At 67.1% G+C, this 18,083-nt stretch carries 12 protein-coding genes; 5 read left to right on the forward strand and 7 right to left on the reverse strand.

The window, feature by feature from the left end; genetic code table 11:
* Positions 1–61: 61 nt before the first annotated feature.
* A complete protein-coding gene (locus GCN78_RS12110) occupies positions 62–1,927 on the forward strand; it encodes a serine hydrolase domain-containing protein (RefSeq protein WP_152251940.1) in 1,866 nt (621 codons plus the stop codon).
* Positions 1,928–1,934: 7 nt separating this feature from the next.
* On the opposite strand, the gene GCN78_RS12115 is transcribed toward GCN78_RS12110, so the two are convergent.
* The 7 genes from GCN78_RS12115 to GCN78_RS12150 all read right to left on the reverse strand — a co-directional run bounded on the left by GCN78_RS12115 (position 1,935) and on the right by GCN78_RS12150 (position 10,291).
* Positions 1,935–2,201: a hypothetical protein gene (locus GCN78_RS12115; protein WP_152251941.1), complete on the reverse strand. Its 267-nt coding sequence runs from the start codon at positions 2,199–2,201 to the stop codon at positions 1,935–1,937.
* The gene (locus GCN78_RS12120; RefSeq protein WP_193316707.1) at positions 2,198–3,052 is read right to left on the reverse strand and encodes an MbnB/TglH/ChrH family RiPP precursor modification enzyme; all 855 of its coding nucleotides are present in this window, start codon (positions 3,050–3,052) and stop codon (positions 2,198–2,200) included. Before GCN78_RS12120 ends, GCN78_RS12115 begins: the two co-directional genes overlap by 4 nt.
* Complete coding sequence (locus tag GCN78_RS12130) at positions 3,042–3,965, reverse strand: TIGR04222 domain-containing membrane protein (protein ID WP_193316708.1); 924 nt, start codon at positions 3,963–3,965, stop codon at positions 3,042–3,044. Before GCN78_RS12130 ends, GCN78_RS12120 begins: the two co-directional genes overlap by 11 nt.
* Complete coding sequence (locus tag GCN78_RS12135; protein WP_152251943.1) at positions 3,962–4,690, reverse strand: nucleotidyltransferase domain-containing protein; 729 nt, start codon at positions 4,688–4,690, stop codon at positions 3,962–3,964. Before GCN78_RS12135 ends, GCN78_RS12130 begins: the two co-directional genes overlap by 4 nt.
* A gap of 105 nt (positions 4,691–4,795) precedes the next feature.
* Positions 4,796–5,638, reverse strand: a complete 843-nt coding sequence (gene serB / locus GCN78_RS12140) for a phosphoserine phosphatase SerB (RefSeq protein ID WP_152252122.1) — start codon at positions 5,636–5,638, stop codon at positions 4,796–4,798.
* Between the two features lie 55 nt (positions 5,639–5,693).
* Positions 5,694–9,137 carry a transcription-repair coupling factor gene (gene mfd, locus GCN78_RS12145; protein WP_152251944.1) on the reverse strand — a complete coding sequence of 1,148 codons (3,444 nt, stop codon included), beginning with the start codon at positions 9,135–9,137 and terminating at the stop codon, positions 5,694–5,696.
* 218 nt (positions 9,138–9,355) lie between these two features.
* Entirely contained in the window at positions 9,356–10,291 is a 936-nt protein-coding gene (locus tag GCN78_RS12150) for a 5'-nucleotidase (RefSeq protein WP_034782963.1), read from the reverse strand.
* Between the two features lie 340 nt (positions 10,292–10,631).
* On the opposite strand from GCN78_RS12150, the gene GCN78_RS12155 reads away from it, so the two are divergent.
* From GCN78_RS12155 to GCN78_RS12170, 4 genes are all read left to right on the forward strand, one after another.
* On the forward strand, positions 10,632–12,395 hold the full coding sequence (locus GCN78_RS12155) for a methyl-accepting chemotaxis protein (protein ID WP_152251945.1): 1,764 nt from the start codon (positions 10,632–10,634) through the stop codon (positions 12,393–12,395).
* A gap of 334 nt (positions 12,396–12,729) precedes the next feature.
* A complete protein-coding gene (locus GCN78_RS29985; RefSeq protein WP_319633130.1) occupies positions 12,730–14,328 on the forward strand; it encodes a methyl-accepting chemotaxis protein in 1,599 nt (532 codons plus the stop codon).
* Between the two features lie 59 nt (positions 14,329–14,387).
* Positions 14,388–15,251 carry a putative bifunctional diguanylate cyclase/phosphodiesterase gene (locus GCN78_RS12165; RefSeq protein WP_193316709.1) on the forward strand — a complete coding sequence of 288 codons (864 nt, stop codon included), beginning with the start codon at positions 14,388–14,390 and terminating at the stop codon, positions 15,249–15,251.
* 99 nt (positions 15,252–15,350) lie between these two features.
* Entirely contained in the window at positions 15,351–18,080 is a 2,730-nt protein-coding gene (locus tag GCN78_RS12170; RefSeq protein ID WP_193316710.1) for an ATP-binding protein, read from the forward strand.
* The last annotated feature ends 3 nt before the right edge of the window (positions 18,081–18,083 follow it).

An 18,083-nucleotide genomic window follows, 5' to 3' on the forward strand; every position in this document is an offset into this window, starting at 1 on the left:
TTAATTGTAACAAGCAAAGCGGCGCGGGAGCGCAGTCCATGAAAAAAGGCGAAATACATTGTTGAAACGAGATCGATATCCCGCCTTGGCCGCGCGCGCCATGTCCTGGCTGCGGCGCGCCGTGCCGGCCTTGCTGCTGTGCGCCACGGCGGCCCATGCCGCCGGCCCCACCCTGGAGGCGGAATTCGCCGCCGGCTTGAAGGACGAGGGCCTGGCAGGCGCCGTCTGGAGTGAAGTCTTGCCCGATGGAACAGTCAAAGTCGGCGCGTCCGGCCTGCGCGATGCCGCCAAGCACATGCCCATGCAGGCGGACACGCGCATGCAGGTCGGTTCCGTGGGCAAGGTGGCGCTGGCGCTGGGCGTCTTGCGCCTGGTCAGCGAAGACCGGCTCACGCTCGACACGCCCGTGCAGCAGGTGCTGCCGGAACTGGCGCTGAACAACCCGTGGCAAACCAGCGACCCCGTGCGCATCCGCCACCTGCTGGCGCATACGTCCGGCCTCGATAATGTGCGCTTCTGGCAGGCGTTCAGCCTGAACCCGGCGCCGGACACGCCGCTGGCCGATGCTTTTGACGGCGGGCGCAATCTGCTGCGCGTGCGCGCCCGGCCCGGCAGCCGCTATGCGTATTCCAACATGGCTTATGGCTTGCTGGGCATGGTGATCGAAAAAGTCACGGGCCAGCCGTATGAGCGCTATCTCGATGCGCAGCTGCTGCGGCCGCTGGGCATGGCGGACAGCACGTTTGCCTTCGTTACCCAGGCGGGTGCGCAGGCGGACCCGCGCCTGGCCATGGGCTACTTCGAGCATGGCGTGGCCCAGCCGGCCGTGCCCCAGTATCTGCGCCCGGCCGCGCAGTTCACCACCACGGCGGCCGACATGGGCAAGCTGGCGCAATTCCTGATGGGCGATGGCAAGCTGCAGGGCGAGCGCTTCATCGACCTGGCGTTGATGGGCGCCTTGTCCGAACCGGCCGGCACGGATGCGGCGCAGGCGGGCCTGGCAACGGGCCATGGCTTGGCGCTGGCCGTGCGCGACCGCCACAATGTCGTCGGCGCCTGCCACCCTGGCACGGCCGTGGGTTTCCGCGCCATGCTGTGCCTGTATCCGGAGCAGGAAAGCGCTTTTTTTGTTGCCTTCAACACGGACGCCGAGCAGGCAGACTATGAACGTTTCAACCGCCTGCTGCTGCGCGACCTGGAACTGCCGCTGCGCGCGCCAGCGCCGCAGGGCACGCCCGCGCCCACGGTGGAAAACTGGCAGGGCGTGTATGTGCCGTCACCCAGCCCCATGGCCAGCATGGCCTGGGTCGACGCCGTGTTCGGCTTTACGCGCCTGAAATGGGATGGCGAATCGCTGTTCCTGATCCCGTTCCAGGGCGAGCCGAAGGAACTGGAACCGGTGGGCGGCTTGCTGTTCCGCGCCAGCGACCGCAGCACGCCGTCGCACGTGCTGATGCAGGAGGATGGCAAGCATATCCTCAGCGACGGCTTGCGCAGCTATGAGCGCGCGTCGATGCTGCGCATGCTGGTGTTGTGGGGCAGCCTGGCCCTGGGCATGGCGGGCTTGCTGTATGTGCTGGTGGTGGGCGTGTGGCGCGCCGCGCTGCGCAGACTGGGGCGGGGCGGCCACCTGTTCGCGCCACTGCTGTCGCTGCTGGCGCTGCTCCTGCCGCTGCCGTTTTTCTATTTCCAGTCCTATCTGCGCCTGGGCGACGTGACCATCGCCAGCGTGTTGCTGGCGCTGGTGACGGGGGCGCTGCCGCTGGCGACGGCGTTCGGCCTGGCCCGCTGCTGGCGCAGCCGCGGCACGGCGGCCGAGGCGGGTTCATGGGCGAAATGGGATTGGGTGGCCTTGCTGGCGGTCTTGCAACTGCTGCTGGTGCTGGCCTGGTGGGGGCTGCTGCCGCTGCGGCTGTGGCAGCTGTAGCGGGCGCTCAGCGCCAGGCTTGCAGCAGCCGGCGCCACCAGCGCTGCGCTGGCGTGGCCTGCACGGCGTGCTTGGCGCGCCCGGCCCGCTTGGCGCGATAGCTGGCCGCCGCCATCTGCAGGCCGACGCGGTCCATCGCCGCCATCGCCTCCGCTTCCTGCGGCGACAAGCCATGCCGCAAGGCTTGCGCTCGGGGTTCCAGCAGGAAGGCGGCACGCACGGCGTCGTCCGTGTACAGCCTGGCCAGATAGGTTTCCAGGGCGGGTGAACTCATGCGCTGCGCCCCGCGCGCAAGGCCGCGCGCGCCCATTCCAGCTGGCCCAGCACGTGCTCGAACGACGGGTAATTGCCGTCGCGTTCGACGATCACCGTCAACGGTTGCGGCGCATGGCGCGCCAGCACGGTCAACAGGTCGAAGACGGCGGACGGCACGTCGTGCAGATGGTCGTCCAGCAGGCGCTGGCCGCCGTCAGGCGCGGCGATCCAGTGGCCGCCGCTCAGGTGCACGGCGCCGACCCGCTCCAGGGGCAGGCGCTGCAGCAGTTGCTCCGGGTCATGACCGAAATTGACGGCGTTCGCATACAGGTTGTGCAGGTCCAGCAGCAGCGGCACTTGCGCGCCGTGGATGATGCGCGCCAGCCACTCGGCTTCGTCCAGCGTGCTGCCGGGCGGCTGGACCAGGGTGGCGATGTTTTCCATCAGCGGCGCGCTGCCGACGATGCGCGTGGCCAGCGCGATATTGGCGATGGCGCCGGCGGCGCTGCACGGCGTGCGCGGCGGCGCCGCCAGGTGGCCGATCTCGATGCCGCCGGCGCGCACGAAACACAGGTGCTCGGACCACGATTCGGCTGGCACCTCCTTCATCAGGCGCGCCATCGCATGCAGGCGGCGCGGGTCGGCGGGCATCGTCGACGCCAGGCCCATGCCGACGCCGTGCAGGCTGACGGGCACCTGGCGCGCCAGGCTGCGCAAGGCCGCGATGCGGGCGCGCGCGGCGCCGTAGTAATCGTCGGCGATCACTTCCAGCACGTCGATGTGGGCCAGGTTGGACAGGATGCCGGCAGCCAGTTCGCCGCGCCAGCCCAGGCCGACGCGGTCGCGCGTGGCCACCTGGCTAACTGCCACAGCCGCCGCCACCACCGCAACCGCCACAGCCGCTGCCGCCGCCGCCATCGCCGCCACCGTCGCCGCCACCCGACGAGGAGTCGCCCGAGCTGCCGGACGACGAATCGCCACCGCTGTTTTGCCGCGGCACCGGGTACAGCTCGGCGACGTAGGCGTACACGGATGGCGGCAGGGCGCCGATGCCGAAGATGGCGGCCAACAGTGCCATGTCGGCGTTGCCGCCGCCTGCCTGCAGGCGCGAGGCGCGCAGGTTCAGGCGGCCAAACAGCATGCGCAGGTCGGTCAGCAAGCGCTGCGTGCTCCAGCTGGTCGACTGGGTGCGCAAGCCGCGCAGCATGAGCAGGAAGATCGCCAGCAGCAGCGCCAGGAACAGCAGGTTGTAATGCTGGCGGCCGATGGCGATGACGGCCTTGACGGCGGCCACCGTCAGCAGCAGCCAGTGCGCGACCCAGGTGATGCGTTCGCGCCGGCGCAGCAGCGGCGGGCCGACCAGCAATTCCTGCTGCGTCAAGGTGTCCAGGTAGGCGCGGCACGAGGGCTGCATCTCGGCCTGCGCGGCCAGCTCCCTGCTGTGGCCCTGGCGGCCCAGGTACAGCCGCAGCACGTCGCGTTCGATGTCATGGCTGGCGAAGCGCAGGCTGTCGGCGCTGGCCGTTTCCAGCAGCGGGCCATCGGCGCGCAGCAAGCCGCGGTCGACCAGCACGATGGCGGCGATCTTCACGGCTTCGAGCGCGCCGCCGCGCAGGAAGGCGATACGGTAGGGATCGTCGGCCAGCGACAGCTGGGCGTGCGGATTGCGCAATTCCTGGCGGATCAGCAGCTCGCGCGCCAGGTAGTACACGAGCAGGCCGAAGATCAGATAGGCCAGCAGGAACCACGGACCGCTCCAGTCAAACGGATTGACGCCGTTCACTGCATCTGCTCCGCGTGTTCGCGCAGGCGTGCGGTAATGGCCATCAGGCCCGTGAAGGCGGGCAGGGCCTGCCCCGGCGCCAGGCGCGCCGTTTCGCGCGCCTTTGACATCGCTTGCAGGGCCGCGTGCAGGGCCGGTTCGCCCAGCTGGTCGACAAACGTTTCGAGCGCCTGCTTGCCGGACAGCGCAGGCTTGCCCTCCAGCTGCGCCAGCGAGGCGGCCGCCGAGCGCAGGGGGCCGGCTACGTCGGCGATGGCGCCGGCCAGCTGTTCTTCATTCAGGCTCACGAGCATATACCGTTCGCGCATGCGCACCTGCTGGTTCAGCAGCACTTGCCGCAGCCGCCGCAGCACGGCGTCGCGGCTGGTGTGCAGGCTGGCGAAAGGATCATTGCCCAGCAAGACCCGATGGCGCGCGATGATGTCGGCGAACTTGACGGCGAAGGCGTCGGCGGCCTGCGTCAATTCGCCCTCGAGCAGAAACATCACCTGCAAATCGATGGCGGCGTGCGCCAGGCGCAAGGGCCCGCGCAGCGCATCGGCCGCTGGCGGCGCAAAGCGCTTGAGCAGGAGCAGCAGGTTGACGTCGGAGGTGGCGCGCACCTGGCCATCGGCGGCCGAGCCGAACAGCACGGCAGCGACCAGGTCGGCGCCGAAGGCATTTTGCGCGGCGGCGACGAATACATCGAGGTGGCGTTGTATTTCTTCTGGCAGCGTTGGCGGCATGCGGCGTTCTTTCACGACGGGTTGGCGGGTTGATCACAAGTTTGCAATATAGCAAAAATATGCCGCCCCGCGCGCACCGTCTGGCGCCGCGTCCTTGTCCCTGACTCAGGTCAATACGTTGAGCAAGCCATCGAGTCCCACGAAGTTCAGCGCCACGTCGGCTTGCGAGCGCACCACAGGCTTGGCGCGGAAGGCCACGGACAGGCCGGCGATGCCCATCATCTTCAAGTCGTTGGCGCCGTCGCCCATGACGATGGCCTGTGCGGGGGAAATGCCCAGCTCCGCGCACACGCGCTCCACGGTGCGGCGTTTTTCCTCGGCGTCGACGATGCCCCCCAACACTTTGCCCGTCAGCTTGCCGTCGACGATTTCCAGTTCGTTCGCGTGCGTGTAATCGAGGCCCAGGCGTTCCTTCAGGCGCGTCGTGAAGAAGGTAAAGCCGCCCGACACCAGCAGGGTTTTCAGGCCGGCCTTTTGCACGGCCGCCAGCATCGCTTCCGCGCCCGGCGACAGTTTTAACCGTTCATCGTAGACGCGCTGCAGGGCCGACGCATCGAGGCCTTCGAGCAGGGCCACGCGCTGCTTCAGGCTGGCGGCGAAATCGAGTTCGCCGCGCATGGCCGCTTCCGTGATGGCCGCCACCTGCGGTTTCAAGCCCTGCATGTCGGCGATTTCATCGATGCATTCGATGGTGATCAGGGTCGAATCCATGTCCATCGCCACGAGCTTGAATTCGCTGAGCTCGCGCTGGCCCATCATGTAGGTGGCGTCCAGCTGCGCCGCCTGGGCCGCCACTTCGATGGTGGGGCGCAGCGCGGGCGAGTAGGCGATCTGTTCGCAGCGCACGGCGTTCGGTCCCAGGCGCGTGATGGACGTGGGCGCGGCCAGCGCGGCGATGCGCTCGAGGCGGGCGCTGTCGCCGTCCAGGCCTTGCAGGATCAGATTCATGGTGATGGAAGTGGTGGTGGTCATGGGGCTATCCTGCAAAAATGATAGAAATAGTCTACACCGTCAATTGCTTGATGGTGGTCTTGATCTGCGTCACGCGCGCGGCCAGGTCCGGCATGGCGGCCGTGATTTTCAGCTTGTCCTGGCCATGCAGCTTGATATGGCGGTTCTTCTGGATCAAGTCGATGATGCGCATCGGATCGATGGGCGGCTTGGCCATGAATTGCAGGGTGGCCGCCTCGCCATGCACGTCGATCTTGACGATGCCCACGGTTTTCGCCGCGATGCGCAGGCGGTGCGTCTCGATCAGGGCCTTGACGGCGTCGGGCAGCTTGCCGAAGCGGTCGATCAGCTCTTCCTGGATATCGTCGATTTTCTCCTGCGTGGCGCAGTTGGCCAGGCGTTTGTAAATCGACAGGCGTTCGTGCACGTCGCCGCAGAAATCGGCCGGCAGCAGGGCCGGCACGTGCAGGTTGATTTCCGTCGTCGACGCCAGCGGCGCGGCCAGGTCCGGCTCCTTGCCGGCTTTCAGCGAGCGCACGGCTTCGTTGAGCATGTCCGAATACAGCTGGAAGCCGATTTCCGTCATCTCGCCCGACTGGCTCTCGCCCAGCACCTCGCCGGCGCCGCGGATTTCCAGGTCGTGCATGGCCAGGTAAAAGCCGCTGCCCAGTTCTTCCATCTGCTGGATGGCGTCCAGGCGGCGCTGCGCCAGTTTCGTGAGACCCTGCACGTCGTGCACCAGCAGGTAGGCGTAGGCCTGGTGATGCGAGCGCCCGACCCGGCCGCGCAACTGGTGCAGCTGCGCCAGGCCGAACTTGTCGGCGCGGTGCATGATGATGGTGTTCGCCGTCGGCACGTCGATGCCCGTCTCGATGATCGTCGTGCACAGGAGGATGTTGAAGCGCTGGGCAACGAAGTCGCGCATGACCTTTTCCAGGTCGCGCTCGTGCATCTGGCCGTGCGCCACGGCGATGCGCGCCTCGGGCAGCAATTCCGTCAGCATGGCCAGGCGGTTCTGGATGGTTTCCACCTCGTTGTGCAGGAAGTAGATCTGGCCGCCCCGTTTGAGTTCGCGCAGACACGCTTCGCGGATGATGGCTTCGCCTTCGCTGCGCACGAACGTCTTGATGGCCAGGCGCTTTTGCGGCGCCGTGGCGATGATGGAAAAGTCGCGCAAGCCTTCCAGCGCCATGCCCAGGGTGCGCGGGATCGGCGTGGCCGTCAGGGTCAGCACGTCCACTTCCGCGCGCAGCGCTTTCAAGGCTTCCTTCTGGCGCACGCCGAACCTGTGTTCCTCGTCGATGATGACGAGGCCCAGGCGCGTGAATTTCACGTCATCGGACAGCAGTTTATGCGTGCCGATGACGATGTCGATGGTGCCGTCGGCCATGCCCTTGAACGCCTGCGTGATCTCCTTGCCGCTGCGGAAACGCGACAATTCCGCGATGCGCACGGGCCAGTCGGCGAAGCGGTCGGCAAAGGTTTGCGCATGCTGCTCGGCCAGCAGGGTGGTGGGCGCCAGGATCGCCACCTGCTTGCCGCCCATGACGGCGATGAAGGCGGCGCGCAGCGCCACTTCCGTCTTGCCGAAGCCGACGTCGCCGCACACGAGGCGGTCCATCGGTTTACCGGACGTCATGTCCTTGATGACGTTGTGGATGGCCTCGGCCTGGTCCGGCGTTTCGTCGAAGCCGAAGCTGTCGGCGAAGCGCTGGTAGTCGTGCGACGAGAATTCGAAGGAGTGGCCCTGGCGCAGCGCGCGGCGCGCGTACAGGTTGAGCAGCTCGGCGGCCGTGTCGCGCACCTGTTCGGCGGCGCGCTTCTTCGCCTTTTCCCACTGGCCCGAGCCGAGCGAGTGCAGCGGCGCGTCTTCCGGCGAGGCGCCCGAATAGCGGGAAATGACGTGCAGCTGCGACACGGGCACGTACAGCTTGGTGTCCTTCGCGTATTCGAGATGCAGGAATTCCGTCTCGCCTTCGCCCAGGTCCATGCTGGTCAGGCCCATGTAGCGCCCGATGCCGTGGTTGATGTGCACCACGGGGTCGCCGATCTTCAGCTCCGACAGGTCGCGCACCATCGACTCGACCTGCGTCACGCCTTCCTGTTTCTTGGTGCCGACGCGGCGGCCGGAACCGGCATACAGTTCCGTCTCGGTGATGAAGGCCAGGTTGCCCTCGGGCGTAAACAGTTCGAAGCCCGCGTGCAGCGGCGCCACGCCCAGCATCAGCTTGGCGTCGGACTGCAGGAAGCCGTCGCTGCCTTCCACCGGCGTCAGGTGCAGATCGTATTCGGTGAAATACTGCTGCAGGGTTTCGCGGCGGCCGTTCGATTCGGCGCAGATCATCACGCGGCGGCCCGATTGCAGCAGATAGCTGCGCAGGTTGGCCAGCGGGTCGTCGGCGCGGCGGTTGACGGCGATGTTCGGCACGGGCGCCGACAGTTCGGACGCCAGCGCATCGTTCGATTTCGTGATCGCCAGGCGCGGATACGGCTTGGCCAGGCCGAAGAACTGTTCGTCGGACAGGAACAGCGCTTCGGGCGGCAAAATCGGCCGCTCGCGGTCGGCCTTCAGGAAGCGGTAGCGCGACTGGGTATCGGTCCAGAAGCGGCCGATGGCCGCGTCGATCTCTCCCACCAGGGCCAGCGAGGCGTCGGGCGGCAGGTAGTCGAACAGGGTGGCCGTCTGCTCGAAGAACAGGGGCAGGTAGTATTCGATGCCGGCCGAGGCGATGCCGCTGCTGATGTCCTTGTAGACGACCGAGCGCGATGGATCGCCTTCGAACTGTTCGCGCCAGCGGTTGCGGAAAGTGGTGCGGGCCGCTTCATCCATGGGAAATTCGCGGCCCGGCAGCAGCCGCACTTCGTGCACGGGGTACAGCGAGCGCTGGGTGTCGGCATCAAACGTGCGGATGGTCTCGATGGTGTCGCCGAACAGGTCCAGGCGGTAGGGCAGGGCGGACCCCATGGGGAACAGGTCGAGCAGGCCGCCGCGCACCGAGTATTCGCCGGGCGACATCACCTGCGACACGTGGCTGTAGCCGGCCAGGGTCAGCTGCGACTTCAGTCGCGCTTCGTCGAGCTTTTCGCCCTTCTTGAAGAAGAAGGTGTAGGCGGCCAGGAACGATGGCGGCGCCAGGCGCACCAGCGCCGTGGTGGCCGGCACGATCAGCACGTCGCACTGGCGCGTCTGGATTTCGTGCAGGGTGGCCAGGCGCTCGGAGACCAGGTCCTGGTGCGGCGAAAAGGCGTCGTAGGGCAACGTTTCCCAGTCCGGCAGCAGGTGGCAGCGCAGCTCTTTCCCGCCAAACCAGGGGATTTCATCGAGCAGGCGCTGGCCGTCGCTGGCCTGCGCCACCACCACGGCCAGCATCTGGCCCCGCGCTTTCAAGGCCAAAGCGGCCAGCGCCAGGGCATAGGCGTCGGATGAACCATACAGGGCGGGCAGCGCGTAGCGGTTGCCGGGCTTGGGGAGGGCTTTTGTTAAGTCTAAGGACATGCAGGCGATGACACTAGTGGCAGAGGCAGTTGAGTGGGACGGCTGTGGTGCGCGCAGCGCCGCCAGTGACGGCGCCGACAGGCGAGATTATAGACCATCACTTATATCTCCGCGCTTGAGAAAACCGTCGTGAGCGGCAGTGATTTGTGGCTAAGAAGCGCAACCGTACTTTAGTACGGTGAGCATCGCAGGCCGCAAAGCACGACGCGCAGCAGGTTTTATCCTGCGCGGACATTCGCAATGCCGAACGGGACGTGCACCATGGGGATGGTTCCACCCGCCGATTTCAGGTGGCTCAGCTGGTCGTCGAAGAAGATATGCGGCTTGAACACGGCCAGTACGCGCGACTTGTCCATGCCGCCGAGGAAAAACGTCTCGTCGGCCGCCACGCCCCAGCTTTTCAGGGTCGTCACGACGCGCTCGTGCGAAGGCGCGTTGCGCGCCGTGATGATGGCGATGCGCAGGATCTTTTTATAGCCGGGATCGCGCCGCTGGGCCCTTTCTTCCAGGCGCTGCATGGTAGCCAGCTTCTGGAACAGGCCCGCCAGCGGGCCGGGGCGGTGCGGCGTGCCCACGTTCAGGGTTTCATGGGCGTGGAATTCGTCGACGTCATTGTTGCGCTTGAAAACGGTTTCCGCCTCGTCGTCGGCGATCACGCCATCGAAATCGAAGGCCACGCGCAGTTCCTCATCGTTCTCGTCGTCTTCCGTGCGCGACGGCAGCACCAGGCCGGCCGGATAGTCGCAGGCCAGCGCGCTGCGCACGTCGTCCTCATTCGCGCTGAGGAAGAGCGAGGCGTTGAAGGCGGGCAGGTAAGGGTAGGGCGACTTGCCCGTCATGAAGGCGGCGCGCGAAATATCGAGGCCGTAGTGGGCGATGCTGTGCATGACGCGCAAGCCCGTTTCCGGCGAATTGCGCGAAAACAGCACCACTTCCACGGGCGACTGGCGCGGATAGTGCTTGTTGATGTTCAGGAAGCGGCGGATGAAGGGGAAGGCCACGCCGCGCGGCAAGACCGTGTCGATATGCGTTTCCTGGTACTTGCGGTATTCCTCGGGGCCGTTGTCGAGGTAGACCTGGTGCGATTCGGCCAGGTCGAACAGGGCGCTGGAAGCGACCCCGATCACCAGTTTGTGTTCGATAGGATAAGCCATGCTGTACCTGTGGTGTGCGTGTTGACCATCTTATACGACTATCAACTGCGCAGCCAATAGGGGCGCGTGGGGATTTGTTGCACCAAAGCAGGGCATTGGACGGCTTTTCGATGCCACTGTGCAAGGCGCGCCACAGTCAGGAAATAAATATTGATTTGTATCAAGTATGTAGCAGTCAGCGCACCCGTTTTCCACTATGCTTCCTATTATCAAATCTCGCCAATTGTAACGAAGCGTACGCCCCACCCCCGCCACCTTTATACAAGTGTCAGCTGTTTTACTCGAACATGCCAGCCCCAACCTCGCCAGCAGTCTTCGTGACTATATAAAGGACCTAGCCATGTTTAAGAATTTACTGATCAAATGGAAGCTGGCGACGCTCGTCGCCGTGATGATGGCGGCCTTGCTGGTGGTGGGCATCTGCGGCTATACGGGCATCGCCACCGTGGGCCGCGCCGTCAATGAAATCGGCGTGGTGCGCCTGCCGTCGATTCAGGGCTTGATGATGATCAGCGAAGGCCAGACGGCCGTCGCCGCCGCCACCCTGACGGCCGCCATCTATGAAAACAATTACCAGGCACAGGACAAGTTCGCGGAAGCGCTGCAGCTGCGCACGCGCGCCTGGAACAACATCGAGGCGGGCCGCAAGCTGTACGATCCGCTGCCGCAAACGCCCGAGGAAGCCGTGCTGTGGCAGCGCTTCCAGGGCGAGTGGACGGCCTGGAAGGCGGACGACGACAAGGTACGCGCCATCTTGCGCCAGCTGGCCGACAATCGCGACGAAGCGCGGCAGAAAGAGCTGTTCGTAGGCTTTTACAAGCGGTACCAGGATTCGCGTGCGCTGTTCGGCAAGGCCGAAGGCACGCTCAACGAGATCATCAAGCTCAATAACGGCGTGGCCGACGCCAGCGTCAAGGATGGCGGCGCGGCCGTGATCCGCTCGGAAAGCCTGATGGTCATCCTCGGCTTGCTGGCCTCCGCACTGGGCATCGGCTGCGCCGCCTACATCACGCGCGCCATCACGCAGCCGATCAATGCGGCCGTGAAAGTGGCGCAAACGGTGGCATCGGGCGACCTGACGAGCCACATCGAGGTGCATACGACGGAAGAGACGGGCCAGTTGCTGCAGGCGCTGAAAGACATGAATTCCAGCCTGGTCAACATCGTCGGCCAGGTGCGCAGCGGCACGGAGACCATCGCCACGGCGTCGTCGCAGATTGCCAGCGGCAACCTGGACCTGTCCTCGCGCACGGAAGAGCAAGCCAGTTCGCTGGAAGAGACGGCGTCGTCGATGGAAGAGCTGACGTCGACGGTGCGGCAGAACGCCGACAATGCCCAGCAAGCCAACCAGCTGGCGTTGAGCGCCTCGGGCGTGGCCGTGAAGGGCGGCGCCGTGGTGGGCAAGGTGGTCGAGACCATGGACGCCATCAACGACTCGTCGCGCAAGATCGTCGACATCATTTCCGTCATCGACGGCATCGCCTTCCAGACGAATATCCTGGCCCTGAATGCCGCCGTGGAAGCGGCGCGCGCGGGCGAGCAGGGACGCGGTTTCGCCGTGGTGGCGACGGAAGTGCGCAATCTGGCGCAACGCTCGGCGGCGGCCGCGAAGGAAATCAAGACCCTCATCGGCGACTCCGTCGTGGCGGTCGACGCTGGCAGCAAGCTGGTGGCCGAGGCGGGCAGCACGATGGCCGAAATCGTCTCCAGCGTGCAGCGCGTGACGGACATCATGGCGGAAATCAGCCTGGCCACGCAGGAGCAAAGCTCGGGCATCGACCAGATCAACCAGGCCATCGGCCAGATGGACCAGGTGACGCAGCAGAACGCGGCCCTGGTGGAAGAGGCGGCCGCCGCGGCCGAATCCTTGCAGGAGCAATCGGGCCAGCTGGCCGAAGTGGTCAGCGTCTTCAAGCTCGATGGCGCCCAGGCGCCTGCCGCGCGCGCGAACGCAAAGCCTGCCGCCCCGCGCGCCGTGGCGGCCAGCGCGGCGCCGAAGCGTCCGGCTCCTGCATCGCGCCCCGCCGCAGGCCGCCCGGCCTTGCGCGCAGTGCCGTCCTCGCGCCAGAGCGCGCCGCGCGACGACGAGTGGGAAGTCTTCTGACGGTTTGACGGCGCCAGCATGCGCTAACGGACGGCCGCCTCGCGCGGCCGTTTTTGCATGCGCGCATTGCGGCCGGTGCTTATTAAAAAGATACCATTATAAAAATAGCTGTTTTGCCATCTAAGCAAATCTTTTCAAAACTTAACGCGACATTGCTTGTGAGATAACTCACACTGCCTGCCGTACCACCCTTGTTCCCGCCTCGGCCACATCCCGGCTGCCCCTTCCGCCTGCTGCGTCCGGCCATTCGTGGCAGGCGGCAGCCATTGCCGTCAGCCTTGCATGCGAGCCGGGTGCGATGACCGATGCACCACACTGAAGGATGCGAATGAAGATGGCAAATATGAAAATCGGCACGCGCCTGCGCTGCGCCTTTGCGTTGTTGACCTTGCTGCTGCTGGCGACCGCCGTGCTGGGCATGCTGCACTTGTCCAGCCTGGAACTGCGCATGCGCGACGTGATCGACGACAAATATCCGAAAACCGTGCTGGCCAACGACATCATCAAGCAGGTCAACATCATCGCGCGCTCCTCGCGCAACCTGCTGCTGATGACGGAGCCGCAGCAGCTGGCGCAGGAACGTGCCACCATCGCCAGGGCGGGAGGCGAAACGGAACAGGCGCTGGCGCAGCTGGACAAGGTGGCGCTGTCGCCGCGCGGCCGCGCGCTGATGGCGGCCGTGACGCAGGCGCGCGTCGCGTTCAACGGCGGGCGCGACAAGGTACTGGCCTTGCTGGAACAGGGCGCGCGCGACGAGGCGACCAGTTTGCTGCTTGGCGCGGTGCGCGGCGAGCAGCTGCGCTACATGGCGGCGCTGGAAAGCCTCATCGCGCACCAGCATGAGCTGATGGAGGAGGCGGGCGCCCAGGTGCACGACGAATACGTCACGGCGCGCAACATGATGCTGGCCCTGAGCGCGCTGGCCGTGCTGTTTTCGCTCGTCACGGCCTGGCTGGTCACGCGCAGCATCGTCCAGCCATTGCGGCACGCTTTGACGGTGGCGCAGACGGTGGCCGCCGGCGACCTGACGTCGACCTTCGGCCGCCACGCCGGCGATGAAACGGGCAAGCTGCTCGACGCGCTGTGCATCATGAACGGCAACCTGCTCGAGATCGTGCAGCGGGTACGCGGCGGCACCGATACCATCGCCACGGCCTCGTCGCAGATCGCGGCCGGCAATATCGACCTGTCTTCGCGCACCGAGGAGCAGGCCAGCTCGCTCGAACAGACCGCATCGGCCATGGAGGAACTCAGTTCGACGGTGCGGCAGAACGCGGACAATGCCCGCCACGCCAGCGTGCTGGCCGTCGAGGCGGCGACCATCGCCGGCGCCGGCGGGCAAGCCGTGGGCCAGGTGATCCATACGATGGACGCCATCAGCGCGTCGTCGGCGCAGATTGCCGACATCATCGGCGTGATCGACATGCTGGCCTTTCAGACGAATATCCTGGCCCTGAATGCGGCAGTGGAAGCGGCGCGCGCCGGTGAGCAGGGGCGCGGCTTTGCCGTCGTGGCGACGGAAGTGCGCAACCTGGCGCAGCGCAGCGCGGCGGCGGCGCGCGATATCCGCGCCCTGATCGCCACTTCCACGCAGCAGGTGGACGCGGGCGCGGCCCTCGTGGCGCAGGCGGGCGCCACGATGCAGGAAGTGGTGGCGGCCGTGGGCCGGGTGAGCCAGATGGTGGCCGACATCACGGCCGCCAGCGCCGAGCAAAGCACGGGTATCGGCCAGGTCAGCCAGGCCGTCGTGCAGATGGATGAAGTGACGCAGCAGAACGCCGCCCTGGTGGAAGAGGCGGCGGCCGCCTCGCAATCGCTGGAGAGCGAGGCGGCGCAGCTGCTGCAGGTGGTCAGCGTGTTTCGCCTGCGGCAGGGCCCTGCGCACAGCTTGCCGCGCCGCAGCGCGCCGGCCGTGCCGCGTCTGCTGGCCTAGTGGCGCGCCTGGCAAGGTTCTGGCGCGGCTGCGTCGCGCTGTGGCGGGCGCGGTGGCAGGTGCGCGTTGGGCGTAGCGGCCAGCCCCTGGCGTCGGCGCGCAGCCGGGAGCTGCAGGCGCGCCTGGACCGCGCCATCGTCGACGGCGAATTCTGTTTTCACTACCAGGGCAAGTTCGATACGGCGCAACTGCGCCTGGTCGGCCTGGAAGCGCTGCTGCGCTGGCACCATCCGCGCCACGGCCTGGTCTACCCGAACGAATTCATCGGCCTGGCCGAGCGCACTGACGCCATCGTCGCGCTGGGCAACTGGGGCATTGATGCGGCCTGCCGCCAGCTGGCGCAGTGGCGCGCGGCGGGCCTGCCTTTGGTGCCGGTGGCGGTGAATGTCTCGGCGCGCCAGCTGTGCCAGCCGGGCTTGCCCGACTTCGTGCTGGGCTGCCTGCGGCGCCACGCCATTGCGCCCGGCCTGCTGGAGCTGGAAGTGACGGAGAGCTGCTGCATCGATGACATGGCGCAGGCGACGCAGGGATTGCGCCGGCTGCGCGCGCTGGGGCTGGCCATTTCGCTTGACGATTATGGTACTGGCCATGCGGGCCTCAGCCATGTCAGGATGCTGCCGATTCACACCATCAAGATCGACCGCTCCTTCCTCCGCGACGTGGGCGGCGGCAGCGCAGACAGCGACACGGTGATCGTCGCCTCGACCATCGCGCTGGCACGCGGCCTGGGTTTGCAGGCGCTGGCCGAGGGCGTGGAAAACGGCGCACAGCTGGCGCAGCTGCGGCGGCTGGACTGCCCGCAGGTGCAGGGCTTCTATCTGCACCTTCCGGCGCCCGCGGCCGAGGTGGCAGCGCTGCTGTCCGCCGGCCGTGTAATGGTGCCGCAACATGGCGCCATGCGGCCTGGCGCGGATGCTCAGTAGAATATGGCCACTGCAAGCCGCGTGCTTTAACACCACCTCCCCCACGCAAGAATGATAAACAGTCCTGTCCCGGCCTATGTCTTTGGCCCGTTTCGCCTTTTGCCGCTAGAACGCCTGCTGTTCGAGGGCGACCGCGCGCTGCGCCTGGGCAGCCGGGCCATGGACTTGCTGCTGGCGCTGCTGGAGCGCGCCGGCGACATCGTCGACAAGCATGAACTGCTGGCCATCGTCTGGCCCAATGCCGTGGTCGATGACGCGACCTTGCGCGTGCACCTGGCGGCGCTGCGCAAGGCGCTCGGCGATGGCCGCGATGGCCAGCGCTACATCACCACCATTCCCGGGCGCGGCTACGGCTTCCTGGCGCCGTTGGCGCACACGGGCCGGCAGGCGCCCGGTGCGGGTGGCGCCGAGCCGCGCCACAACCTGCCCGTCATGCTGACGCGCATGCTGGGCCGCGCGGAAGTGCTGCAAACGATGGCCAACCAGTTGCTGCAATTGCGCCTGCTGTGCATTGCCGGTCCGGGCGGCATCGGCAAGACCACCCTGGCCGTCGTCCTGGCCACGCGCGTGCTGCGCCGCTATGCCGACGGCGTGTGTTTCGTCGACCTGTCGCCGCTGGAAGAGGGCCGCCTGGTGCCGCTGGCGCTGGCCACGGCGCTCGGGGTGGCGGTGCCGGCCGGCGACGCCATGCCGCTCCTGCTGGCCTACCTGCGCCCGCGCCACATGCTGATCGTGCTCGATAACTGCGAGCACGTGATCGGCGCGGCCGCCACGCTGGCCGACGCCTTGCTCAAGGGCGCGCCGCTGCTGCACGTGCTGGCCACCAGCCGCGAGCCGCTGCGCCTGACCAGCGAGCAGTTGCAGCGCCTGCCCGCGCTGGAGTTGCCGCCCGCCGACGCCGTGCCCGATGCGGCGGCGGTCCGGCACTTCGCCGCGGTGCAGCTGTTTTGCGAACGCTGCGCGGCGGTCGACGATGCGTTCGTGCTGGCCGACGCCGACGTGCCCGTGGTGGTGGACATCTGCCGGCGCCTCGACGGCATCCCGCTGGCGCTGGAACTGGCGGCCGGACGCATCGGCCATTTCGGCCTGCACGAATTGCGCCGCCAGCTCGATGACCGCTTTCGCCTGCTCACGCGCGGCGCGCGCAACATGCCCCTGCGCCACCAGACCCTGCGCGCCACCCTGGACTGGAGCTACGGCCTGCTCGACGCGCAAGAGCGCCAGGTGCTGCAGGCGCTGAGCGTGTTCAAGAGCCGCTTCCGCCTGGAGTCGGCCAGCGCCGTGGCGGGCTGCGACGTGTTCGACACCGTGGCCGACCTGGCCGCGAAGTCCCTCGTCAGCATCGAGTTTTGCCGCCAGCACGTGTATTACCGGCTGCTCGACACCACGCGCGCCTACGCCGCGGCGCAGCTGTCGGCGGGCGGTGGCGCGGGCGTCGTGCTGCTGCGCCATGCGCGCCATTGCCTGGGCCTGGCCGCGCGCATCGCCACCGACTGGGGCAGCATGCCGCCGGCCCACTGGAGCGCGCGCTATGGCCGCCATGTCGACGACCTGCGCGCCGCCATCGACTGGGCCTTCGGCGAGGAGGGCGACGTGGCGCTGGGCGTGGCGCTGACCCTGGCCGCGCAAACTCTGTTCTATCAGCTGTCGCTGATGGATGAATACCGCGTGCGCGTGGAGCGGGCGCTCGAACGCATGGCCACGCATGCGGTGGACGACACTGACAGCGAAATGCGGCTGCATGGCTTGCAGGCGCACCTGCTGTTGCATACGCAGGGCATCACGGGCACCATGCTGCGTTCATTCCAGCGCGGCTATGCGCTGGCCATGCGCACGGACGATGGCCATCGCCGCTTTGAGGCGATTTGCGGCATGTGGTTGTGCAGCCTGAAGCTGGCCGATTTCCAGCGCGCCGACAGTTACGTCACCGAGCTTGCCGTCCTGTGCGAGGCGCGCGACGACACGGCGATGCGGCTGGTGCTGGCGCGCATGCGGGCCGTGGGCGAGTATGTGCAGGGACGCTACGCGCAGTCGGCGGCGCTGGCGCGCATGGTGCTCGCGCATCCCGAGGGCGCGGGGCGGCTGGGCTGCAACAATGCCTTGCTGGCCGATCAGCAGGTTTGCCTGCGCGGCACGCTGGCGCGCTGCCTGTGGATGCAGGGCCGCCCCGACGACGCCCTGGCGCTGGCGCGCGAGACAGTGGCGGTGGGCTTCGAGCACAATGGCGTCACGCTGTGCGTGGCGCTGGCCGTCAATGCCATTCCCGTCGCCCTGTGGTGCGGGCAGCGGGGACTGGCGCATGCCTGGACTTGCCTGCTGTGCGAGCATGCGGCCCGCTATGGCTTGCTGTACTGGAGCGCCTGGGGCGCCGCCTACCAGCGCCTGCTCGATGGGGGCGAGGCGCTGGCGGATTTTCCCTGGCCTTCGGTGCGCAGCTGGCCGATACAGGTCGATTTGATGGCCACCCTGCACGACGCGGCCGCCGATAGCGAGGCGCTGCGCCGCGCGCGCATGGGCCTGGCGCCGTGGAGCGCGCCGGAAGTGCTGCGCCGCGACGCGCACCATCGCTGGCGGGCGCTGGCGCAAGACGATGCGGCCGGCCTGGAAGCGGTGCGCGCGCAACTGGATGAAGCGTTGCTGCTGGCCAGGGACCAGCAGGCGCCGGGCTGGGAGCTGCGCTGCGCCACCAGCCTGGCGGCCGTGTTGCAGGCGCAGGGATGCCGCGCCGCCGCGCATGCCGTGCTGGCCCCCGTCCATGCCGGCTACCGGCAGGGCCGCGACACGATGGACGTGATGGCGGCGGCGGCCTTGCTGGCGCGGCTGGCCTGAAGG

This window comes from Janthinobacterium rivuli (assembly GCF_009208735.1).
In the GTDB taxonomy this organism is placed as follows: domain Bacteria; phylum Pseudomonadota; class Gammaproteobacteria; order Burkholderiales; family Burkholderiaceae_D; genus Janthinobacterium.